The 23918-nt window shown below is 38.9% G+C and carries 22 protein-coding genes; 11 read left to right on the top strand and 11 right to left on the bottom strand.

Features of this window, described 5'->3' with window-relative positions; genetic code table 11:
* Nucleotides 1–121: 121 nt before the first annotated feature.
* Both J8L86_RS01825 and J8L86_RS01820 read left to right on the top strand, forming a co-directional pair.
* On the top strand, nt 122–952 hold the full coding sequence (locus J8L86_RS01825) for a YggN family protein (protein WP_211028447.1): 831 nt from the start codon (nt 122–124) through the stop codon (nt 950–952).
* Nucleotides 953–1451: 499 nt separating this feature from the next.
* Nucleotides 1452–2393 carry a LysR family transcriptional regulator gene (locus tag J8L86_RS01820; RefSeq protein ID WP_055026350.1) on the top strand — a complete coding sequence of 314 codons (942 nt, stop codon included), beginning with the start codon at nt 1452–1454 and terminating at the stop codon, nt 2391–2393.
* Nucleotides 2394–3034: 641 nt separating this feature from the next.
* On the opposite strand, the gene J8L86_RS01815 is transcribed toward J8L86_RS01820, so the two are convergent.
* The 8 genes from J8L86_RS01815 to J8L86_RS01780 all read right to left on the bottom strand — a co-directional run bounded on the left by J8L86_RS01815 (nt 3035) and on the right by J8L86_RS01780 (nt 10808).
* Complete coding sequence (locus J8L86_RS01815; protein ID WP_211028446.1) at nt 3035–4882, bottom strand: DUF885 domain-containing protein; 1848 nt, start codon at nt 4880–4882, stop codon at nt 3035–3037.
* A 530-nt stretch (nt 4883–5412) separates the two neighbouring features.
* On the bottom strand, nt 5413–6552 hold the full coding sequence (gene hemW / locus J8L86_RS01810; RefSeq protein WP_065109080.1) for a radical SAM family heme chaperone HemW: 1140 nt from the start codon (nt 6550–6552) through the stop codon (nt 5413–5415).
* A gap of 5 nt (nt 6553–6557) precedes the next feature.
* Complete coding sequence (gene rdgB, locus J8L86_RS01805) at nt 6558–7154, bottom strand: RdgB/HAM1 family non-canonical purine NTP pyrophosphatase (protein WP_211028445.1); 597 nt, start codon at nt 7152–7154, stop codon at nt 6558–6560.
* A gap of 180 nt (nt 7155–7334) precedes the next feature.
* Nucleotides 7335–7769: a DUF4426 domain-containing protein gene (locus tag J8L86_RS01800; protein WP_055026346.1), complete on the bottom strand. Its 435-nt coding sequence runs from the start codon at nt 7767–7769 to the stop codon at nt 7335–7337.
* 198 nt (nt 7770–7967) lie between these two features.
* On the bottom strand, nt 7968–8261 hold the full coding sequence (gene yggU, locus J8L86_RS01795) for a DUF167 family protein YggU (protein WP_211028631.1): 294 nt from the start codon (nt 8259–8261) through the stop codon (nt 7968–7970).
* A gap of 104 nt (nt 8262–8365) precedes the next feature.
* Nucleotides 8366–8914 (bottom strand): YggT family protein, encoded by a 549-nt coding sequence (locus tag J8L86_RS01790; RefSeq protein WP_065109082.1) that lies wholly within the window; start codon nt 8912–8914, stop codon nt 8366–8368.
* Between the two features lie 175 nt (nt 8915–9089).
* Nucleotides 9090–9908: a pyrroline-5-carboxylate reductase gene (gene proC, locus J8L86_RS01785; RefSeq protein WP_055026343.1), complete on the bottom strand. Its 819-nt coding sequence runs from the start codon at nt 9906–9908 to the stop codon at nt 9090–9092.
* Nucleotides 9909–10118: 210 nt separating this feature from the next.
* Nucleotides 10119–10808, bottom strand: coding sequence for a YggS family pyridoxal phosphate-dependent enzyme (locus tag J8L86_RS01780; protein WP_211028441.1), 690 nt, complete (start codon nt 10806–10808; stop codon nt 10119–10121).
* A gap of 35 nt (nt 10809–10843) precedes the next feature.
* Between J8L86_RS01780 and J8L86_RS01775 the strand changes: the two genes are divergently transcribed.
* The 4 genes from J8L86_RS01775 to hemH all read left to right on the top strand — a co-directional run bounded on the left by J8L86_RS01775 (nt 10844) and on the right by hemH (nt 14924).
* A complete protein-coding gene (locus J8L86_RS01775) occupies nt 10844–11881 on the top strand; it encodes a type IV pilus twitching motility protein PilT (RefSeq protein WP_055026341.1) in 1038 nt (345 codons plus the stop codon).
* A gap of 12 nt (nt 11882–11893) precedes the next feature.
* Nucleotides 11894–13006, top strand: coding sequence for a PilT/PilU family type 4a pilus ATPase (locus tag J8L86_RS01770; RefSeq protein ID WP_055026340.1), 1113 nt, complete (start codon nt 11894–11896; stop codon nt 13004–13006).
* 212 nt (nt 13007–13218) lie between these two features.
* Nucleotides 13219–13761: a glutathione peroxidase gene (locus tag J8L86_RS01765; protein WP_055026339.1), complete on the top strand. Its 543-nt coding sequence runs from the start codon at nt 13219–13221 to the stop codon at nt 13759–13761.
* Nucleotides 13762–13910: 149 nt separating this feature from the next.
* Entirely contained in the window at nt 13911–14924 is a 1014-nt protein-coding gene (gene hemH / locus J8L86_RS01760) for a ferrochelatase (protein ID WP_211028434.1), read from the top strand.
* A gap of 145 nt (nt 14925–15069) precedes the next feature.
* Here hemH and ruvX read toward each other — a convergent pair whose 3' ends face one another.
* The 3 genes from ruvX to yciH form a co-directional block, all read right to left on the bottom strand.
* A complete protein-coding gene (gene ruvX / locus J8L86_RS01755; RefSeq protein ID WP_055026337.1) occupies nt 15070–15498 on the bottom strand; it encodes a Holliday junction resolvase RuvX in 429 nt (142 codons plus the stop codon).
* Between the two features lie 67 nt (nt 15499–15565).
* Complete coding sequence (locus J8L86_RS01750) at nt 15566–16126, bottom strand: YqgE/AlgH family protein (protein WP_055026336.1); 561 nt, start codon at nt 16124–16126, stop codon at nt 15566–15568.
* A 95-nt stretch (nt 16127–16221) separates the two neighbouring features.
* Nucleotides 16222–16551, bottom strand: coding sequence for a stress response translation initiation inhibitor YciH (yciH, locus tag J8L86_RS01745; protein WP_065109088.1), 330 nt, complete (start codon nt 16549–16551; stop codon nt 16222–16224).
* A gap of 284 nt (nt 16552–16835) precedes the next feature.
* Here yciH and J8L86_RS01740 point away from each other — a divergent pair, with 284 nt between their 5' ends.
* The 5 genes from J8L86_RS01740 (at nt 16836) to wecB (ending at nt 23913) form a co-directional block, all read left to right on the top strand.
* Nucleotides 16836–17396 (top strand): DUF4136 domain-containing protein, encoded by a 561-nt coding sequence (locus J8L86_RS01740; RefSeq protein ID WP_055026334.1) that lies wholly within the window; start codon nt 16836–16838, stop codon nt 17394–17396.
* A 307-nt stretch (nt 17397–17703) separates the two neighbouring features.
* The gene (gene rfaH, locus J8L86_RS01735) at nt 17704–18198 is read left to right on the top strand and encodes a transcription/translation regulatory transformer protein RfaH (RefSeq protein WP_065109089.1); all 495 of its coding nucleotides are present in this window, start codon (nt 17704–17706) and stop codon (nt 18196–18198) included.
* A 528-nt stretch (nt 18199–18726) separates the two neighbouring features.
* On the top strand, nt 18727–21468 hold the full coding sequence (locus J8L86_RS01730) for an SLBB domain-containing protein (protein WP_211028432.1): 2742 nt from the start codon (nt 18727–18729) through the stop codon (nt 21466–21468).
* 144 nt (nt 21469–21612) lie between these two features.
* Nucleotides 21613–22587, top strand: coding sequence for a Wzz/FepE/Etk N-terminal domain-containing protein (locus tag J8L86_RS01725; protein WP_211028430.1), 975 nt, complete (start codon nt 21613–21615; stop codon nt 22585–22587).
* A 204-nt stretch (nt 22588–22791) separates the two neighbouring features.
* Nucleotides 22792–23913, top strand: a complete 1122-nt coding sequence (gene wecB / locus J8L86_RS01720) for a UDP-N-acetylglucosamine 2-epimerase (non-hydrolyzing) (protein ID WP_211028629.1) — start codon at nt 22792–22794, stop codon at nt 23911–23913.
* Nucleotides 23914–23918: the final 5 nt, after the last annotated feature.

The following is a 23918-nucleotide window of genomic DNA, read 5'->3' as shown; positions in this document are numbered from 1 at the left end:
GATTAAGTAAAGCGTTCTTTAACTGGCGCTAAGTCACTTAATAGAGTTTTGGTTCACTTATTATTAAAAATACAGTCTAGTCGTGAAAGATTGTATTTGTTTAACAGCAAGGAAATGGCTAATGAAAACGTTAAATTATACCAACACAGGGTTACTTAAAGGCATTGCATTATCAGGATTAATTTTTACAGCTGGCGCCTTCAACCCTGCAATGGCTAAACTGTCAATTGAAGATCAGCAATGCAATGTAACCTTAAATTATGATGTGACGGTAGAACCGCAAAAACTACTCGTTAGTGAAAAAGGCCAAGAGTTATATCGTGTCGAAATGGGCGAATTATTTGTTGAAGGTAATAAAATTAAACTTAACGCTAAGCAACAAAACTTAGTGTCAGATTATTCTGAAGGCTTATCTAAGCAAGTTCCAGAAATTATCGATCTCGTTAATGAAGTCGTCGTACTTGCCACCGACGCTGTGAGTTTAGCGCTTACGCCAATTTTTGGTGATGCGACAGGGGCTAAGCTTGATGAAATGTTAGCAGGCATTCAAAGCCGCTTGGATGAAGCTGCTTATCAGCAAGGCGATAAATTCTATCTAAGAGCGACTGAATCATCAATTGAGCAAGCATTCAATGAAGACTTCCAGAAAGAAATGGAAGCGATGATAGAAAATTCTATGGGCAGTTTTATGATGGCCCTTGGTGCTGAAATGATGTCTTCAGAAGGTGGTAGCTTCGAAGAGAAAATGGACTCGTTCGGAAAGAAAATGGAAAAAATGGGCGAGGATATTGAGTTACAAGTTGCTGAGCAATCAGAAGCTATCGAAGCGAAAGCTGAAAAGATTTGTGAAGACTTTGAAGAACTTATGATTATAGAAGGTGAGATGCGCCAGTCTATCCCTCAGTTGTCTGATTACCAATTAGCAACATTAGATCACGAGTTATATGAGTAATTTATCTTGAGTGACTCTTTAAGCTTGAGTGAAGCTTAAGGTAATAACAATTACCTATTCTTTAGCGGTAATTATTCATTATCTTGATTGTTCAATTTATAGCATTGTTAAAATGTACCTGACCTTCCCCTGCAACCTTTTGCAGGGGCTTTTTCGTTATTAATCCGCTTAATCCCCTTATTCAACGACATTTCTAAGAAACTAATTATTTGTTCTGATAAAAAAATTGTATATTATAAATATAGAGCCATTTATAGTTTTTTTGGTATACTCCTAAAATTATAAAACTGAATTGCTAACCTATTAACTTATTGTTTTAGTTTTGGTTGGTTATTCAAGATAACGGATTATCTGTATTTAATTTCTTTTTTGGTGTTCTGTGTATTATTTTTACACTGCATTCCTGACTGATTTTTGCTCAGTTTTGTTTCGGGCAAGTTACAGTTATTTGCATACCAAAAACTATTTTTAATGTCGTAAACAGCGTAAGGCGACTCCAATGTTAGAACTGTTAGAACCTATTGCTATTTTTACTCATGTTGCCCGTGCTGGTAGTTTCAGCGCTGCAGCGAGAAGACTGAGTATATCTAAATCCAAAGTAAGTACTCAGGTTGCTGATCTTGAACATAAACTTGGGGTTCAACTTATTCAACGTACTACACGTAGTTTGAGTCTTACTGAGGCCGGGAACTTACTTTATATCCAAGGTGAAGAGCTGCTAAGAGATGCAGAGCAAGCCGTGGCGAGTGTGCACAATCTTAATGATGCTACTCGTGGTGTATTGAAAGTAGGTATTTCGCAGTCGTTCGGTACTATGCATATTATCCCTGCATTACCTGAGTTTATGGCTAAACACCCTGAGTTAGAGCTACAGGTTAGCTTATTGGATCATAAGGTTGACGTGGTCAGCGAAGGGTTAGATTTACTATTAACTATGTCTGAGCAATTACCTTTGGGCATGGTGGCACGTCCTTTAATGAAGTGTCAGTTCCTTTTAGCTGCATCACCTGAGTATATTGCTCAACATGGCACAATTTCTCGCCCAGAACAGTTAGTTGATCATAACTGTCTTGTATATCAAGGTGAGTGGCATGAACACAGTATGTGGCAGTTCAAGAAAGGTGAAGATTACTGTGAGATCGGTGTTTCTGGTAACTTCCGTGTTGATAATGCACCTGCACTTAAATCCGCCGCTGTCAGCGGCTTAGGCATTGCGTATCTTGCAAGTTACCTCATGGAAGACGAAATTGAGCAAGGGACTTTAGTTCCTTTACTACCTGATTGGCAGTTAACCAATAACTTACCACTTCAAGCGGTTTACCCTCGTCGTAAACATCTTGCACCAAAAGTCAGCGCATTCATTGACTTTATTAAGGGGCACATTGGTAGCACGCCATACTGGGATGCTAAATTTGATCACTTATACAAATTACGTAAATAAATACGCATATAAGGGTTAAATTACGTAAGAATATATGGAAACATTGTTCGAAATTTAAAATAAAGCCGCTCATTATTGTGCGGCTTTTTTATTTTTCATTAAAAAACAGGTGGTTAATTGTTTGTGTTTGAAAAATGTACAGTGTATTTTTTGTTTTGTAGCTAAAACAATTTAAACGGTACGACTTGAACTATGTTCTTAAATCAATACAATAGATTTCAGTTGATTCGGAATGGTTTGAGTCACGCATCTTGTTGAGAAATGACCCCTTTTCATCAAAATGTGCAAACCAGCAACTTCGCAAGTTTTGAATCACTGCTGGCAACGGTTTTAAAATTAGAACAATGCCGGCTTTGAAACCATCATCCTAGTTTATATTGGTTTACCCCAGACTTTGTGCTGGGGTTATTTTTATCTAAAATAACCTAGCTACAGTGTTAGGGTGTTGATTTCAAATAGTCTTACTTTGTTACATTAGCTGCTAATGTGAGATTGAGTGACTAGATTCTTCCTATATTCCTAACCCAGAATATAAAGCTATCTATTTATTCAGCCAACGGCTTGAATGTGAATTAGATAATATAAAAAAGCCACTGATATCAGTGGCTTTTTTGTCTTGAAAGAAAGCAGTCAGCGAGTTGTTACTTACTGGCATTTACCCAGTCAGTTACTTTCGCTTCTAATACATCTAGCGGTACAGGGCCATTTTCTAGGATCAGTGTGTGGAATTGGCGAATATCAAATTTATCACCCAATTGCTTTTTAGCATCTTCACGTAGTTCTAGAATTTTTATCATACCAACTTTGTATGCCGTTGCTTGTCCAGGCATTACAATATGGCGTTCTACCATTTTGATAGCGTCAGATTCCGCATTAGGTGTATTGTCCACATAGTATTGAATACCTTGTTCACGCGTCCACTTTTTAGAGTGAATACCCGTATCAACGACTAAACGACAAGCTCGCCATAATTCCATTGCTAAGCGACCAAAGTCAGAGTAAGGGTCGGCATACAAGCCCATTTCTTTAGGGAAGTACTCAGTGTATAAGCCCCAACCTTCGATATATGCAGTATAGCCACCGTATTTTCTGAACTTCGGAATGCCTTCTAGTTCTTGAGCAATAGCAATTTGCATATGGTGACCAGGAATACCTTCATGGTAAGCCAATGCTTCCATTTGATAAGTCGGCATGGCCTTCATATCGTATAAGTTAGCGTAGTAGGTACCAGGGCGAGAGCCATCAGGTGCAGGTGCATCATAAAACGCTTTACCTGCTGATTTCTCACGGAAGGCTTCGACTTGTTTTACGATTAGTTTAGCTTTTGGTTTGATGTTAAAGACTTCATCAAGACGTGACTCCATATTGTCGATAAGATCTTTAGCTTCAGTCATGTAGCGAGTTTTACCTTCTGCTGTATCAGGGTAGTAAAACTGATCATCATCACGCATGAAGGCCATAAACTCTTGCAAGTTACCGTCAAATTTCACCTTTTTCATAATTGCACGCATTTCGTCATGAATACGAGCGACTTCCGCTAAGCCTAGCTTGTGGATAGTTTCTGAGGTCATATCAGTGGTAGTCACACGACTTAAACGCATATTAAAAAAGTCATCACCTTCAGGTAGCTTCCAGACACCATCACGTGTATCAGCTTTTTTCTCAAGCTCATTAAGATAGGCGATAAGGTTGGTATATGCTGGTTGAACACTGGTCAGTAATGCTTGTTTAGCATCTGCAAGTAGCTCATCTTTTTTCGCTTGTGGTGCATCTAATGCGGCAACCTTTTTATTAATATCAGCCCATAGCGTGCTTTTTTCTTCAGTATCGCTAAAAGGAGCACCAGTAATGATATTTTGGCTGTCAGATATGACATAAGGGAATACAAACTTAGGTGCGATAATCCCTTTATCAGCACGAAGTTTTAAACCTTCGACGAGTTGCTCACTGGCAAGCTTAACGCCGTTTAAACGACTGATGTAGGCTTCTGCATCGCTTACACTGGCAACTTGGTGTTGATTGATTAAGAAGGTCGCAATGAAGGTATGGCTACCGTACATTTGATTGACTGGGTAAGTATGGTGGCGCCATTTATCATCAGCGATATCTTGCTCTAAACCCTGCTTCATTAGCTTGTAGCTTAGTGCAGTTTGTTCATCGAGTTTGCTAACATCTATGCTATCTAGCTGTGCTAAGTGCTTTTTGGCACGAGCTAAGTCTTCGTCTTGCGCCTTTTCACTAAAATCACCCCATTTGTCGTAATCTTTTTTAATACGCATATAGGTTTGAGAGATAGGGCTAGACATGACATTTTCCATGAAAATGTTTTCAAATAGCTCATTGGCTTTTTCTGATTCAGTGGTCGCTTTTTTAGTTGATTCAGTTGGGCTCATTACCGTTTGTCCGTGAGTTCCATGAGCGATAACTGAAGTCGATAAAAGGCTTGATAGGGCTACGGCTATAAGTGTCGTTTTTGTTTTTAGTCGCATAAAATGTCCGTTAACTTAGTGAAATAGAGTCAATATTAGGGCCTGTTGATCTTTGCTGGTTAACTTTTGTTCGAAATAAAAGCGTTTTAATTGAGGCGGATGGATTGATGCCTAGTCATCTAAGCAAAATTCATCCAACAAAGAGTAAAACGCTTTTACTCGACCCCTTTGGGCAGCGTTTGTTGGCCATTTTTACTGCGTTATTGACTTTTTATGTAGAATAACTACACCACAAAGTCTCTTCCTTGCATAAATGGTCAACAATTCGCTGCAAAAACAACCTTGAAAGATCAACAGGCCCTAGCAATATTGATAGTTATCCTAATAGAGCAGGATAAAAAAGGGTAAAGTGAAATGTTAGCAATTGTGTATTAATTGTTGCTGAATACGATCAAGAGGGATTTAGCGTGCTTTCGTCATGATCTATAAAAGTAATAATGGAATAAAAAAGCCACTAATTGTAGTTGTAGTGGCTTTAATATGTGCAGCTTTGAGAACAGCTGTATTGTTACAGGAATAGGTAAGTGAAGTTAGTCGATAAATTGCGACAAAAGATCATTCACGAACATATGCCCTTTGGTGGTTAATTGCCAATGCGTACTAGAGTCAGTTAATAAACCACGTTCGATAGACTTTTTCATTCCATCATTAAGCACTGTATGAGATAACCCTGTTCGCTGTTCAAACTCTGCTTTTGGAATAGGGGTCATTAAACGGAGCCTATTCATTAAGTATTCCAGAGCCCTATCTTCATGCTCGACAACGCTAGTCTCAAAGGTAAAGTTATCAGTAGCTAAATACCCTTTAGGGTGTTTAATCTTTACGGTGCGGATAATCGTATCTTGTTGGACTTGGGTGATTTTACCGTGTGCGCCACAACCGATACCCAGATAATCCCCGAATTGCCAATAGTTAAGATTATGTCTGCACTGAAAACCTGGTTTGGCGTAAGCTGAAATCTCATATTGCTCGTAACCTAACTGTGCTAATTTCTTTTGCCCTTGCTCATAGATATGCCAAAGGTTTTCGTCATCAGGAAGTTGTGGTGGCTTCGAGTGAAATAGCGTATTGGGCTCAATAGTTAATTGATACCAAGAAAGATGAGGCGGCATTAAGTTGGCCGCCGTATCAATGTCTGCCATAGCTTCATCAAAACTTTGATTGGGTAAGCCGTGCATAAGATCTAAATTAAAGCTTTGATAACCTGCATTTGACGCCGTATTTGCAGCAGTAACGGCTTCATTTTCATCATGAATACGGCCAAGTAAATTGAGTTTATCTTTTGAAAAGCTTTGAACACCTATGGATAAACGAGTCACTCCAGCTGCTTGATATGCGGCAAAGTCATCATGTTCTAAGGTGCCAGGATTCGCTTCCATTGTGATTTCAATATCGTCTTCAAACCCTATTTGAGATTTAGCGCCCTCAAGAATACGTTTGATTTGCGAAGCCTCAAATAATGATGGCGTGCCACCGCCGATAAAAATGCTATGAAGCTTACGGCCCTGTACGTAATGTAAGTCTAAAGATAAATCGGCTAATAGCGCATCGACATATTGCTGCTGCGGTAACTCACCATGTTGCCCATGGGAATTAAAATCACAATAAGGACATTTTTGTACACACCAAGGGATGTGAATATAAAGACTTAACGGAGGAAGCGTCAGCATACTAATTAAATAATTCCTTTCGCTTTTAATGCATCTACTAGCAAATCCAAGGCTAAGCCACGGTGGCTTAATTGATTTTTTTGCTCGCTAGTCAGTTCTGCTGCTGAACAGTCAAAACCATGCGGAATAAATACAGGATCGTAGCCATGACCTTGTTCGCCTTGTGGCGCAATACTAATTTGTCCTTCCCATGCAGCTTGACAAACGATAGGGGTTGGATCTTTTGCATGACGCATATAAACCAGTACACATTGAAAACGTGCATTGCGGTTTGATTGACCCTCAAGAGCAATGAGTAATTTTAAGTATCTGTCTTTTTCTGTAGCGTTTTCACCGCCATATCTTGCTGAGTATATTCCAGGTGCACCTTGCAATGCATCCACCTCAAGACCAGAGTCATCAGCAATGGCTGGCTTGCCAGTCACTTCGGCGGCATGCCTTGCTTTGATAATGGCGTTTTCGATGAAAGTTGTTCCTGTTTCTGCCACTTCTGGTACGTTAAATTGGTTCTGCGGTAAAACTTGAATGTTGAATTTAGCCAACATTTGATCGAACTCTTTAAGCTTACCTTTGTTGCCACTGGCTAAGACAATCTGTTGCATGAAAAGACCTTGATAAGAAAAATTTTGCTAATGATACCTAAGGGCACAAATGATAGATAGTTTGAATCAAGAGAGTAACGCTTTGGGAAGATTATTTATCCATTGACCAAATGAATTAAAGCCAATACTGAAGGTTATTGGCTTTAATTCATATCAGACTGTTATTGGGGCTCCGCCTAACTATTCAACATAGAATTTTTGTTTGAACTTGACTGAAGTATTGAGTTTATTGCCATATTTTATGGCTATGTTGAAATTAATTTCTTGATCGTCACGGTAAGGAACTTGCGCAATGTAATAAATGGCTTTGCCTTCTTTTATTTCTTTAAAATCAAGCGTGATTCTTGCATCAAGTAAATTGTTAGCTATCCCTGATATCTCAACTGCAACAGGTGGGTTGCCTTCTTGGCTGGTATCTAACACTGCAATATTAACAATGCCATTGTAATTGCTTCGTTCAATACCATAGGTTTTGGCAATACTAGGCGTGATAAAGGTGCTGCTTAACGCCATGTAGTGAATATCAAAATTTCCGACTTGCTGTTTTTGCTCAGCAAAAGCATGACTTATTACGGTAAGGCTGAGTAACAAGCTCAATAAAATTGTTCGCAACATAATTAACGTCCTCAATTAACTTATGTGTTTACTGACTGAACAGCTTGCAAGCACATAAGCTTAACAATAATCTTTATTTTATAAGTATAGAGAATTTTCCCTTCGCCGACCTTATTTTAATCGTTTCGAAATGTAAGGTGCTGATTATATTGTGCATGTTGTAGATACAAAATGATTAGTACAAAAGCTGAAATGAGCTTAACTCAAAAGGGCGGATATTGCCTCTGGTAGCTGTTTTGGTTGGATTATTTTGACTCGTTTGTGGCGCCCTTGAAGTCCTTTTAGCAGCATTACATCCGATTTACTGACTTTAAAGGATTTAGCGAGATACTTGATTAAATGTTGATTGGCTTTACCGTCAACAGGTGGCGCCGTAATTGCGATTTTTAACTCATGGCCATGCAAGCCAACGATAGTATCTCTGCTAGCTTTTGGTTGAACATAAAGGTTCAGCAGCAAACCATCTTGCTGCTGAGTAATGGCCTTATTAATGCTATAGCCCTTTAATTATTAACTGATAAGTCGTTACAAACATTGCTTAAGTATTGCTGACTATATTAAGCAAAGGTGCTAAGTACATATAAGCATGAGTGCCTTTACACTATGTTCCAATATGGAATGTATTGCGCAAATAAGATATTGATAAAGTTCATTGCAATCAGAACAATCATGACTGATAAATCAAGACCACCCATTGGAGGCAATATTTTACGTACCGGGCGTAAAAATGGCTCTGTAAGTTGATCCATTACCATCACAATAGGGTTATGGCCTTGATTGAACCAGCTTAACAATGCACGAATAATCAATACCCAGAAAAGCAGCATTCCAGCTTCTTTTATTACCGATACTGCTGACAAGATGATGAGTGAAACGGCATCGATTTTAAAATCGACCAATAGGCCTAGTGTGACAAATTTGAGCACAACCACTAAAAATGCCAGTGCAATTGAAGCAGTGTCAATACTACCAATTGAAGGTAAAACGCGGCGCATTGGAGCAATAATAGGTTGTGTCGCTTTAACTACAAACTGGCTAAAAGGATTGTAGAAGTCTGCTCTGGCGAGTTGTAACCAAAAGCGTAAAATGACCACCATTAAATAGAGGTCAAAGATGGTGGTGACCAGAAATTGCATTGCATTCATTTTGTTGAGCCCTGTTGTTACAATTTTTAAATAGCTGATATAACTCGTTTAGCAGTAAATCACGTTAATAAGTCATCAATTAATAAAGCCTATTATCGGATTTCTTACTGAATATTGCCTTAATACGTTACCAAACGTAATGGAATATCATCAGTTTGGCTGAAACAGCATTAATTTAAAACGTTTTTGCCATTTCTTCTGCGCGTTTTTTGCAGTTTGTCATAGCTTGGTCGACTAAACCCCGTAAGTTTCCTTGCTCAAAAGTGTCAACTGCTTGAGCGGTTGTCCCACCTTTTGAAGTGACATTAGTGCGTAACTCTTCAAGTGATAGCTGTGGGTTTTGAACCACCATTTGAGCAGCCCCTAAAGCAGCTTGCTGGGCAAGCTCGCGCGCAGTGACTTCATCTAGACCCGTTTTAACGCCGTGCTGAATCATAGACTCAATAAATAAGAAGAAGTAAGCGGGTGAACTACCAGCAAGTGCGATGACCTGATTTAACTCATCTTCTTGTTTTACCCAAACTGTTTTACCACCGCTTTGCATTAAGGTTTCACATATTTGTTTGTTAGCAGCTGAAATCGATTCATCTGCAAAGAGTCCTGTCATGCCAGCACCAATTTGAGTTGGGGTATTTGGCATGGTGCGTACGAGTTTAATGGGTTGTTTAAAGTAATCTTGGTAGCGAGATGCTGGAATACCTGCCGCGATAGTAATCATTAACTTACTTGATAAATCTAGGTGGCTCATTTGCTCACAAACCATTTGCATTAATTGCGGTTTCACACTGAGCACAATCACATCAGCAGCTTGAGCTGCAACAATATTGTCATGAGACACTTGGATGCCAAAATCAGCTTTTAACGCATCGAGCTTTCCCACACTTGGGTTAGTTGCATGCACAAGCTCTGCAGGATATCCATTTGAAATCAGTCCGCTAATAATTGAACGAGGCATATTTCCTGCGCCAATAAAACAGATTTTTGCTTGAGTCATAAATTAAGATCGCTTTTATTGTAGGGTGAGTCGTGGTTAATGTGTTTACAGATAATGCGTTATTGGTATTCATACGACATTTCTAAATACGGTTAAATAATATATTTGGGTGCAAGTGACTTTTTACAAGTCACTAGAGGTTAAAAAATATTCATAACTTATATGCATTTAATCGTACTAAAGGAGCCTAGGATGAAACGGCAACCTTATTTATTTTCTAGAGCCAAAAATGGCGGTTCCAATTCTTACCATGGTAGAACCATGAGCGATGGCTACGGCTAAGTCATTGCTCATTCCCATCGACAGTGTATCGACCGTTGGATAATCATTTTGCAGTTGATGGTAAAGCGCTTGAAGCTTGGTAAATTCCGCTTTTTGCACATTAATGTCATCTGTAGCCGTTGGAATTGCCATCAAGCCACGCAAAGTTAGGTTTGGAAGTTGACTGATGGCATTTGCTAATGCGTTTATTTCACTGGCTTGCAGTCCAGACTTAGTGTCTTCATTACTGATATTGACTTGAATACATATTTGCAAAGGTGCTTTGGTTGCTGGCCGCTGCTCATTTAATCGTTTAGCGATTTTTTCTCGACTCACAGTGTGCATCCAATCAAAGTGTTCAGCAACAATCCGTGATTTATTTGATTGAAGCGGGCCAATAAAATGCCACACTATATCTGCGTAGTCTTGCTTAAGTGCAATGACTTTTTCTTCACCTTCTTGGACGTAGTTTTCACCAAAACAACGCTGGCCAGCTTCATAGGCGGCAATAATATCTGAAATAGGTTTTGTCTTACTTACTGCAAGCAAAGTGACTTCTTCACTGTTACGTGAACAATTTTGCGCCGCTTGAGCAATTTGGCTCTGGGCGATTGATATTCGGTCTGCTATTGTTGTCATATTGTTTTTATTTGTTTAAATGGATGTCATTGACCATGGAAATAACTGAGTTACTTGCCTTTAGTGTAAAACACAATGCCTCGGATCTACACCTTTCAGCAGGTGTTTCACCGATGATTCGAGTTGATGGTGAAGTCAGAAAGATTAATCTACCTGCCTTAGACCACCAAGCAGTTCATGGTCTGGTGTATGACATCATGAATGATAAGCAACGTAAGGACTATGAAGAACATCTAGAAATCGATTTCTCATTTGAAGTGCCTAACTTAGCTCGTTTTCGTGTGAATGCTTATAACCAATCTCGTGGTGCTGGTGCGGTATTTCGTACCATTCCAAGTGATATTTTATCATTAGAGCAATTAGGCGCACCTGAAATCTTTAAGAAGATTTCGAGTTTTCCTCGTGGGCTTGTTTTGGTTACAGGGCCTACTGGTTCGGGTAAATCAACCACATTGGCTGCGATGGTCGATTATATTAATAATGAACGTCATGATCACATATTAACTATTGAAGACCCAATAGAATTCGTTCACCAAAACAAACAATGTTTGGTCAACCAACGTGAAGTACACAAGCATACCCATAGTTTTGAAGCGGCGCTTCGAAGTGCACTTCGTGAAGATCCTGATGTCATTCTGGTTGGTGAGATGCGTGACCTTGAAACCATTCGCTTAGCAATGACAGCAGCAGAAACCGGTCATTTAGTATTTGGTACCTTGCATACAACTTCTGCGGCTAAAACCGTTGACCGTATTGTGGATGTATTCCCAGCGGGTGAGAAAGACATGGTACGTACTATGTTATCTGAATCATTACAGGCGGTAATTTCGCAAACCTTGATTAAGAAAGTCGGTGGTGGCCGAGTCGCTGCCCATGAAATTATGATGGGCACACCTGCGATTAGAAACCTAATTCGTGAAGATAAAGTCGCGCAAATGTACTCAGCTATTCAAACCGGTATGGCGCACGGAATGCAAACACTTGAGCAATGCTTACAAAACTTAGTTAACCGTGGCTTAATTAGCCGTGATGATGCGATGTCTAAAAGCTCAAATAAACAAGCTAACTTTTAAGGGATAAAGCAGATGGATGTTCGTCCTTTTTTAAAGGTCATGGTAGACCGTAAAGCATCAGATTTATTTGTTACCGCGGGATTTCCGCCAAGTGCAAAAATTGATGGTGAATTAAGACCGTTATCAGAAAGCAGTTTTACGCCTGAGCAGTCGTTAGATTTCGTAGAGTCTTTAATGACTGATGTGCAAAAACAAGAGTTTCATGAATCTCGCGAATGTAACTTTGCTTTTGCGGCTAAAGAATTAGGCCGTTTTCGTGTTAGTGCTTTTTGGCAACGTGAATCACCTGGTTGTGTGATGCGCCGTATTGAAACAAAAATCCCAGAAGTTGAAGATTTAAAGCTACCGCCCATTTTAAAAGATTTGGTCATGAGTAAACGTGGTCTGATTATTATGGTCGGTGGTACCGGTACTGGTAAATCAACCTCGTTGGCTTCGCTTGTTGGTTATCGTAATTCACATGCTCGAGGTCATATTTTAACGATTGAAGACCCAGTGGAATTTGTGCATGACCATCGTAAAAGCATTATTACTCAGCGAGAAGTCGGTATAGACACTGACTCTTTTGATGCTGCGCTTAAAAGCTCACTTCGTCAGGCGCCAGATGTTATTTTGATTGGTGAAATTCGAACTCAAGAAACCATGGAGTTTGCGCTGTCATTTGCTGAAACGGGTCACTTATGTATGGCAACACTCCATGCTAACAATGCTAACCAAGCGTTAGACCGTATTATGCATTTAGTGCCTGAAAACAAGCATAACCAACTCTTGTTCGATTTGTCGCTAAACTTACGTGGCATTGTTGCTCAGCAGCTTGTGCCTAAATCAGATGGCTCTGGGCGACGCGCTGCTATTGAAGTGTTAATCAACACGCCTCGTGTGGCGAGTTTGATTGCAAAAAATGAGCTGCATTTACTCAAAGAAACCATGAGTAAGTCACGAGAGCAGGGCATGCAGACTTTTGACCAAGCGTTATTGGATTTATACTTGGAAAAAGAAATCAGCTATGCAGATGCGCTGCATCATGCTGATTCTCCAAACGATTTACGCCTAATGATAAAACTGCAAAATAATGAGAGTAGCAGTTCTGGCATTATGGATGGTGTCACGTTAGACATGGATTAGTTGAATGCTGAATACCTGTCAGTGATTCACAATATAAAACCAAGGTAAGCTATCGTTTACTTTGGTTTTTTTGTTTTTAATTTAGCTAAAATTGTTTTCAACAAATGTTGAACTTTCAGCAGATTTATACCGTATTGGCATAACAAGATTCATGCTAACTTTCTTACCATCAAGGTATTGTAAAAAATTAAAGAATTTCAAAAGGGAATATTATGAAAAACAAATTATTAATAACAAGCCTGCTTGCCTCTACTACATTACTTAGCGGCGTTACTTTTGCTAATTCTTGCCCAGACTATCTAAATGTAGAAGCGCGCAAGCTGCACTCTGAAGAGACAGTTGATTTATGTGAATTAACTCAAGGAAAGCCGGTGCTTATTGTGAACACGGCCAGTAATTGTGGTTTTACCCCTCAATTTGAAGCATTAGAGGCGGTTCACAAACAATATCAGGATGATCTCGTTGTGATTGGCTTTCCATCAGATGACTTTTTTCAAGAAGAAGATGATGAAGCAAAAACTGCAGATGTATGCTTTTTAAACTATGGCGTGACTTTTACTATGGTGTCGACATCGGCAGTTAGAGGTAATGATGTTAATTCTGTGTTTGCCTATTTAGGTGACAAAACCGCAGCACCTAAATGGAATTTTTACAAATACTTAGTCAGTGCAGATGGTGAAAGTGTGCAGCAATTCAACTCTCGAGTAAAACCGGATAGCGAAGAGATGAAAAAAGCGATAGAGTCTGTTTTATAAATTTTCATTGCTATTGAAACTATTTGTTTACAGTTTGATTACGCTGCTAAGAAATCAATAACTGTGTTAGTTAATAGCCTCTAAAGTTCATCATATTGTTGTTTGAACCTCAGCAACAAAGTGGTGAATGACTTTGTTCGGAGATAGTTTTGTATAAATTTTCTGGTTTAAGTAAAGAAGACGGTCACAAGTCTCGTGGTAAGACTGGCGTATTATTAATGAACTTGGGGACGCCAGATGAACCAACCCCTTCTGCAGTAAGACGCTATCTTGCTGAGTTTTTATCAGATCCACGTGTTGTCGAAATTCCGAAATTAGTATGGATGATCATCTTACACGGGATTATTTTACGTGTTCGCCCTGCTAAGTCAGCGGCGCTTTACAAAGAAGTTTGGACAGATGAGGGCTCGCCGCTAATGGACATTAGTGTGCGCCAGCAACAAAAACTAGCCAAATTATTTGAAGATAACGAGGTTGATGCCTCAGTTCATTTAGCGATGCGATATGGTAACCCCTCAACGCCATCTGTACTGCAAAAAATGCACAAGGATGGAATTGATAGAGTGATTGTATTGCCGCTATATCCTCAATATGCAGCACCAACAACCGCTTCAGCATTTGATGCTATTGCAAAAGAGTTATGCAAATGGCGCTACATTCCTGCACTGCATTTCATTAATACATACCATGACGATCCGACTTTTATTGATGCATTAGCTGAATCGATTCAAGCTGATTTCGATGCTAACGGTAAGCCTGAAAAATTAGTATTGTCATATCATGGAATGCCAGAGCGTAATTTACATTTAGGCGATCCATATTATTGCTTTTGTGTAAAAACAACGCGATTAGTGGTAGAAAAGCTAGGCTTAGACGAGAAAGAATACGTTATGACTTTCCAGTCTCGTTTCGGTAAAGCGAAATGGCTACAGCCTTATACTGACGCAACAATGGAAGCGTTACCTAAAGACGGAGTTAATGATATCGCCGTCGTGTGCCCAGCGTTTAGTGCTGATTGCTTAGAAACCTTAGAAGAAATTAAAGGCGAAAATCGTGAAGTCTTCGAAGAGGCGGGAGGTAAGAAGTTCCGCTATATCGAGTGTTTGAATGACAATGATGCCCATATTAATATGATGGCGAACTTGGTTAAGCCATACCTATAATTGGCCGTTATAAGTAAATTAAAGGAGCCGTGTGGCTCCTTTATTGTTTCTGTTGCTATTGCATTGTTTTGCTATTTTGCCGGTCTTTTAAAGCAGACAGTATTAATCAGAGTCCTGATTTTCAAATTATTAGTTTTCAGCAATATTAGTTTTCGAGAAACTGGTTTTCAAAATAGCTTTCGATGATTAACACGGCCGATACCGCATCAACTTGGCCTTTTGTTAGCTTTTTATAACCACCGAGTTCGAACAAACGAGCTTTGGCATCGGTAGTGGTTAAGCGCTCATCCTGGGTGACGACTTTAATACCAAAACGGCCACTGACTCTGTTAGCAAATTTCCGTGCCCGTTGAGTCATTTCCTGCTCAGTTCCGTCCATGTTTAACGGTAACCCGACAACAATAAAGTCAGGTTTCCATTCTTTGATAACTGCTTCTATTTCATCCCAATTAGGAATACCGTCGTTAGCTTTTATGGCTGACACGGGGGCGGCGCTTGCTGTGACTTCTTGTCCGACAGCAACACCGATACTTTTGGTACCAAAGTCAAAACCTAAAACGGTTTTTGATTGCATAGAAATCAATGCCTTATATTAGTCTTAAAATAATGTTCAACATTTAGCTAAACAATTGTGGCGAGTATTATGAATGACCGACTTGAGAAGATATTTGCCAAATATCAAATCCGAGCTTTTTAGTTGCCTCTGCCCATAATGCTTCATGATCTTGGCAAAATAGTAACTCTGATGTGGCGGGTATCGTCAACCAGGTGTTTTCAGCAAGTTCTTGTTCAAGCTGATCTTTACTCCAACCAGAGTAACCTAATGCCACAACAAATTGTGATGGTGATTCATTAGTGCCGAGGGCATTGAGTACGTCACGTGAAGTGGTAAGCATACAAAAGTCGCTTATCGCCTCACTATTAACCCATTGTTCTTGTGGCGTATGTAATACAAAGCCTCTGTCTGTATCGACAGGGCCACCTAACAACACTGGTCCTTCTAAATCCAAACTCAGTTCGGACTCTTTGGTTAGCCCTATTTGGTCGAGTAACTCATCAATCACGATATTAGTAGGGCGGTTAATCATCACGCCCATTGCACCTTTATCGTTATGTTCACAAATATAGATAACAGAACGTTCAAAGAAGGTATCTTCTAATGACGGCATAGCAATTAAAAGGTGACCTTGTAAGCTATCCATAAGTTTTCCTTTCACAAATTAAAATAGAATGCGGCAAACGTTTTAAAAAATAAAAGCTATACCTTAAAATTTGTAAATTAAGGTTATTGAGGTCTTTAACCTCCAGCAAGCTTCACGGTGTAATTTTGTTTCTCTAGCAGTAACTTGATTTTTTCTCTATCGTCAGTTTGTACTTCGATATCGAATCCTTTTACTGTTCCGCCACAGCCACATTGCTTTTTTAGCTTCTGAGCTAGCGCTTTAAGCGCTTTAGCATCAAGCCCTAAGCCTTTAATTACACTTACGCCTTTTCCTTTACGTCCTTTACTGTCTTTATGTATGCGGACAATCCCATCACCTTGAGGAATTACTTCTTCTTGTTTGGGCTGGTCTATTTTGCCGCCATCAGTGCTATAAACTAATGATATGTTTGGATCGATTCTCATAATAAACAGAAGTCATTGGGTGTTAATACCAGTTTAGCAAACTAAATCAGGACGCTAAAGCTCCTTCGTTTGCCGCTTTAGGATAAATTGACTTGATACTAGCTAAATTGTTTATCAGTAAAACGATGGAAAGCCTAAGCGTTGCATTTAGCTTGTGTAGACACATTTTGTTTATATTATCGGTTGATGATTAAGACTTACCTAGGTAAGCTAAATATTAATCATGAATCCATCTTACATCGTAAATGAAACAAGCCTTTAGCTCGTTATCGTTTGGAGACACTATGAAAAAGCTTTTCGTTGCCGCAGCTGTTTTAGCATTAAGTGCATGTAGTACATTAAAAACGAACTCTGATTATGATCCAGCAGTTTCGTTCGACCAATACAAAAGTTTTGCTTGGGTAGAAAAGAAAACTGAAGACAGCACATACCATCTTGATGGTTTGATGGATCAACGTGTTAGAGATGCAGTGAATAACCAGCTGACTCAAAAAGGCTTATCTAAGGTAGACGTTGAAAACGCCGATATACTTGTTAACTACCTTACCAAAGTGGATAAAAAGATTAACGTTGACACATTCAACACCAGTTATGGCTATTACCCATATTATGGGCGTCGTGGCTGGGGCGGTGCAGGTATCAATACGCAAACAACAGTTCGCGAATATGAAGTTGGCACGTTAATTATCGATTTTGTTGATAAAGAAACTGGCAAGCTGGTTTGGCGTGGCAGTGTTGCAGATACGATTCGCGATCAAAATACGCCTGAAGAACGCGTAGAAATTATCAATCATGCGATAGGGCAAGTGATGTTGAATTTTCCGCCAAAGCCAGAGAGTAACTAATTTTAACGGTATTTAGTTTAGCATTTTATCTCTGCTAGATTTTGATAGAAATCTAGTAAGACATTGTATTAGTGATTGTTAAGCCACCTGGTATTTGAGGTGGCTTTTTTGTTTGTATTTCTTTTTATTTAAAATTGAATGCAATTTGGAATGTGCGTTTACATAGCGGCAAAGTATTTTTTTGTATCAAAACTCGCCAAATAGGAGCATAAAAGCCAAAAGACATTTCTTTACATTACCAGCTTTGCTAAAATCTGCAGCTTGGTGATAAAGGAAGTCACCACTGGATGAATGAAGAGTAATTAAGATGAAGTCATGGTATTTGTTATATTGTAAACCACGTAATGAGAGACGTGCGCAACAAAATTTAGCCATGCAACAAATTGAAAGTTATTTACCTGTCATTCAAGAAGAGAAAACATCTCAAGGAAAAACCAAGCTTGTTGAAGTGCCGCTATTCCCTTGTTATTTATTTATCTATTTTGATCCTACAGAAGTGAGCGTTAGCCGCATTCACTCAACTCGTGGTGCGTCAAGGATAATTGGTTGTCGTGAAGATATGACAGCAATTGATGACAGGATCATTCAAGGTATTAAAAATAGAGTAAAACAACACAAGCCGGATATCGATAAAGGTTTGCAACACGGCGATAAAGTTAAGTTTACTGACGGGCCGTTTGTGGATTTAGAAGCGATTTTTGAAGAGAAAAATGCCGAAAAGCGCTGTTTCGTTTTATTTAATATTATGGGGCAGCAAAAGCGCATGTCAGTAGAAGAAGCGAGTATTAAAAAAGTGCTTTAGAGGCTGTTTATGTGAATGAGTGAGCAAATAGATTTTAAAGCTTTAGCCGGGTGAGATATTGATAATTTTTCTTGTAAGATATTCGCTATTGTTTTGGCCTGCATTTTAACGATGTAAGATATTGGTTGGTGTTTTGTTTGTTATTTTGAATGAGTGTGATTAGCAGAAAGGTAGCGACATCCGATTTAGTGGATGATGGTATCAATAAGTCCACTAGAGTCATTTGAATTTTTCAACTAGCAAACAACATAGAATAAGATATAGTACATTTCGAAATTGAGACGACTTACTAAAAAGAACTAGTACAAAATGGTTGTTTTAGTCAGTTGTTTTTTACAAATATGAATATCGAATTTTCGATGGGCACTATAGAAGCCGTAATCTATGGGCGGTAGCGTGTCCGAAGGACATCGAATGAATAATTTCATTCGTTTAGCGAAAGCCGAAGGCCGCCACGCCAGAGGTAGCATGTCTTAAATACAATATGTTTGAAGATAAATTGTTCGTCTTAACTTGGAGATTTATAAGGTGTTTCAAAAAGCTAAAAGTTTAGCCATTGCCGCAGTGAGCGCTGTAATACTATTCAGTTTACCTACACAAGCGGTGACTCCGTCTCCACAAATGATTGAACAATTTAAATCATTACCTGCATCAGAACAGCAACGACTGGCAAAACAATATGGTATAGATACTTCTGTATTAAATGGAAGTGCTGGCCAAAGCACTGGCATTTCTGCTCCGTCACAGGTTCCAAGCAGGGATGTTGCAAAGCCTACTAAAGAAAAAGACGTTGAGTTAGATTTTGAGCAGGATAGTAAAAAGACTGAGCTCGCTTTTTTTGGTTATGACATGTTTGCCGGCGAGCCAATGACTTTTTCTCCTGTGTCTGATGTTCCTGTTCCGAGTGATTATTTAGTCGGTCCTGGAGATACAGTTAATGTTCAACTCTACGGAAAAGATAACCGTGAATATACACTGACTATTGGGCGTGATGGGACGATCCAATTTCCTGAGTTAGGTCCTATATCAGTGGTCGGATTAACCTTTATCGAATTACGCGAGTATTTAAGTGAGCGTATTAGCAAGCAGATGATTGGTATTGAATCTAACATTACCATGGGCGAGCTTCGTTCAATTCGTATCTTTATTGCTGGTGATGCATACAAACCTGGAGCATATACGGTATCAAGTTTGTCGACTATTACTCAGGCTCTGTTCGTTGCAGGCGGTGTCAATGAAATTGGTAGTTTAAGAAATATCCAAGTTAAGCGTAAAGGTAAACTGATTGCCACATTTGACTTATATGACTTACTGCTAAATGGCGATGCATCAAAAGATATTAACCTTCGTTCTGGTGACGTGGTATTTATACCTTCTGTTGGCGGTCGCGTAAGCGTTACTGGCGAGATAAGAAGACCTGCTGTATACGAAATTAAGTCAAATGAAACCATTAATGACGTTATCAAAATGGCTGCTGGAGTTAACCCTGGTGCATACCCTAGAAGAAGCAGTATTGAACGTTATAATCAAAATGGATTAAAAACTATCGTTAATGTTGATTTAACGTCAGAAAAAGCAAAGCAAAAACAAGCTAAACCGGGCGACTTTATAAGAGTTAAAAGTGCATCTACCCAGTATGAAGATGCCATTACTTTAGTTGGTGCTGTGGTAAGGCCTGGAAAGTATCAATGGTTCCAAGGACAAAAGATTAATGATTTAATTCCAACCATTTGGGGAGATTTAGCGATCTCAGCAGATTTGAACTATGGACTTGTAATTCGCGAAGTGGATAAATTTGGCAAAATCGAAGTTCACCAGTTCTCCCCAGGTAAAGCAATTGCTCAACAAGATGTAACACAAAACATCACCTTAAATGCTAGAGATAAAGTGATTGTGTTCAATCATGATGACTCTTCTGTTAATCGATATGAATTGAATAAATTGGTATTGAATCGCGCAAAAAAAATCAAACAATTAAGTAGTGACTCCTTAATTGGAACTGATTTATTTAAAGCGGGCTTCAAATCTATGAATGTGAATAAGCAATCTTCAGTGTTAGGTAAAACTGACATCGGTGGTGTGGTTATGCCGGGAGCGGTTGCTGAATTAGACGAGGAAGAGAAGCTTGTTGGAGACGAAGTCTCAAAAATGTTATCGAATTTATTTGAAGACAGAGACCTTATTAAACTCAGCTCGTCTTTAAGTCGCCAAGAGTTATTATTCCCAATAATTACCAAGTTATCTTTGCAAAGTGGTGTATCAGAAAAAGTTAACGTTATTGCTGTTACTGGTAAGGTTAAACACTCTGGTATTTATCCATTAAGTGTTGGTGCAAGAGTCAGTGATTTAATTACTTCTGCAGGGGGGTTAGTTGAAGGGGCATATACGGCTCGTGCGGAATTAACCCGTACTGAAACGGATACTAGCATTTCTGATATACAGCATTTACATATTAATGTTGGCAACGCTATTAATGGAGTCGCTGAAGATAACTTAGCACTTGAAGGTAGAGATATGCTGGTTGTGCTAACAACACCTGAATGGCAAGAGCGTAAGTCTGTTGAAATTCGAGGTGAAGTAAGATTTCCCGGTGTGTACAACATTCGCCGTGGCGAAACATTAGCTGATGTAATGAAACGTGCCGGAGGCTTTACTGATTATGCATTCCCGCAAGCTTCAGTTTTTGTGCGTGAATCGGTTAGAAAGCAAGAACAGCTAGAAATAAAGAAGTTAGCTGATCAGCTACGTCGTGATATTGCAACTCGTGGTGTTTCAAAAGATGGCACTGTCGTAAATTATTCAGAAGCGCAGTTGATGCTAACTGATCTTGAAAACATCCAAGCTCTGGGTCGTTTAGTGGTTGATTTAAATGCTATTCAAGTCGGTATTGAGCAAGCAGATTTACAATTAGAAGATAAAGATGTGCTTTATGTACCGACAGTGAAACAGATTGTCTCTGTTATGGGGGAAGTGCAGCACCCGGCAACTCATCGATTTAAAGAAGGTATGACATTAAATCAGTACTTAGCTATGTCAGGTGGTGCACGTGAGCGCGGAGATGACGATAGAACTTATATCATTAAAGCTGATGGTTCCGTTATGTTACCTGAACAAAACTTCTGGTTTAGTAAAACCGCTGCTATTTCAGCTGGCGATACCATTATTGTTCCACTCGATACCGAATACAAAGATAATCTGACGCTTTGGACTCAAGTCACTCAGATTATTTACAACACTGCTGTCGCTGTGGCCACAATATCTGGTTTATAACAGCCGAATACTTTTGGAAATGTAATAATATATGCAGCCCAAATAAGGTAACTATTTTACTACTTTATTTGGGTTTTAACTTTTAATAAAAGTAAGTTGAGGGAAAGGTAATATAAGTAGGATCTACTTTATTATTTAGACAAAATGACAAAACAAATTCCGCAGAATTATACAGATGCAAATTTCGATGTTAATCAACAAAATATCAATGATGATGAAATTGATTTAAGAGAGCTTTTTAGCGTAATTTGGCAAGGCAAGTGGCTGATTGTTGCCGTTACAAGTGTATTCGCTATTGGTTCTGTTTTATTCGCGTTGAGTCAACCAAATACTTATAAGTCTGAAGCGTTATTATCCCCTGCTGATTCTGAACAAGGTGGTGGCGGACTAGCCGCACTTGCTGGTCAATTTGGTGGCCTTGCAAGTATGGCTGGCATAAACCTTGGTGGCGGTGGCGGTGTTGATAAAACTCAAATGGCTATCGAAGTTGCTAAGTCACGTAAATTTACTAGCGAGTTTATTCAAAAACATAAGATCCTGCCTGACTTAATGGCTGCAGAAAAATGGAATATGGAAGAGGATATGCTTGTATATGACTCAGAACTTTTTGATGTAGAAAATAAAAAATGGATTAGAGAAGTAAAAGCGCCATTTAAACCTGAACCTTCAATGCAAGAAGCATATAAAGAATTTAGTCAAATAATCTCTATCAATACTGACAAAGAAACAGGAATGGTGAAAGTATCTGTAGAGCATTTATCTCCTTCAATAGCCCAGCAATGGGTAAATTGGTTAGTTGAAGATATCAATTTAGAAATGAAGCAACGAGATGTTGCCGAAGCTCAGCGAAGTACAGCGTTCTTAGAGAATCAAATCGCGCAGACAAATGTTGCTGATATTCGCACTATTTTATATCAGTTAATCGAAGAGCAAACCAAAACCATCATGTTTGCTGAAGTGCGCGAAGAATATGTATTTAAAACCATAGATCCTGCTTTAGTGCCTGAAGAAAAAGCAGGTCCTAAACGAGCATTAATTTGTGTATTGGGAACAATGCTCGGTGGAATGCTAGCGGTAATTATTGTTTTAATCAGACATTTTGTAAGAAAAGAAGATTAAAAAGATACATAAAATAAAAGAGAAGAGCCTATTGGGACTGTTTTAAGAAAAACAGTGAAACCTAGGGTTTATAGGAGGTAGCGGCAATGTCGCTGACTCAAAATGGAAAGAAAGTGTCTCAGCTTGGTTTTAAAGGCTGAGGTGTAAATGTGTAGTAAATCAATTTCTAGTTCTAGAAAATGTTCAATATTAGGTCAAAAGGTAATGACAAAAAAGAAAGTTCTTACTGTTTTTGGTACCAGACCAGAAGCAATTAAAATGGCACCTTTGGTTCACGCTTTAGCATCTGATGAACGATTTGAAGCAAAGTGTTGTGTCACAGCGCAGCACAGGGAAATGCTTGACCAAGTATTAGAGTTATTTGAGATAACACCTGATTACGATTTGAATTTAATGAAGGCAGGTCAAACATTAAATGACGTAACAGCAAGAATTGTACAAGAGTTGAAACCCGTTTTACAAGACTTCAAACCTGATGTAGTACTAGTTCATGGTGATACAGCCACGACTTTTGCAGCAAGCCTAGCTGCATATTACGAACAAATTGAAGTAGGGCATGTCGAAGCGGGGCTTCGTACAGGTAATATTTACTCTCCTTGGCCTGAAGAAGCAAATCGTCGTCTGACAGGTGTACTCTCTAAATATCACTTCGCACCAACAGAAACATCAAAAGAAAATCTTCTTAAGGAAAACTTTGACCCAGAAAATATAATTGTAACGGGCAATACCGTTATCGATGCTTTATTGATGGTTAAAAATAAAATTGAAAATGATGAAGACTTAAACGCGACATTAAAAAATCAATTTCCAATTTTAGATGAATCTAAAAAATTGATTCTAGTAACAGGGCATAGACGTGAAAGTTTTGGTGGTGGTTTTGAACGAATCTGTGAAGCTCTTGCAATTACAGCGAGAGCACACCCTGAATCACAAATAGTATACCCAATGCATTTAAACCCTAATGTACGTGAGCCTGTAAATCGTATATTAGGTGATGTTTCAAATATTCATTTGATTGAGCCACAACAGTATTTACCGTTTATTTATCTGATGAGTCGCGCTCATATCATTTTAACAGATTCTGGTGGGATACAAGAAGAGGCTCCTTCCCTTGGTAAACCGGTATTAGTTATGCGTGACACAACAGAGCGTCCAGAAGCTGTAGATGCTGGCACGGTAAAGTTAGTTGGAACTGATATAGAAACAATTGTATCTAGCCTTGATGAATTATTGACGAGTGAAACAGCATATAAATTAATGAGCTTTGCGCATAATCCATACGGTGATGGACTATCTTCCAAAAGAATTTTAAATTCTATTTGGTGAATGAA

Source organism: Shewanella sp. MMG014, from assembly GCF_018100775.1.
In the GTDB taxonomy this organism is placed as follows: domain Bacteria; phylum Pseudomonadota; class Gammaproteobacteria; order Enterobacterales; family Shewanellaceae; genus Shewanella; species Shewanella japonica.
This window is presented reverse-complemented; position numbering and strand designations above follow the sequence as displayed.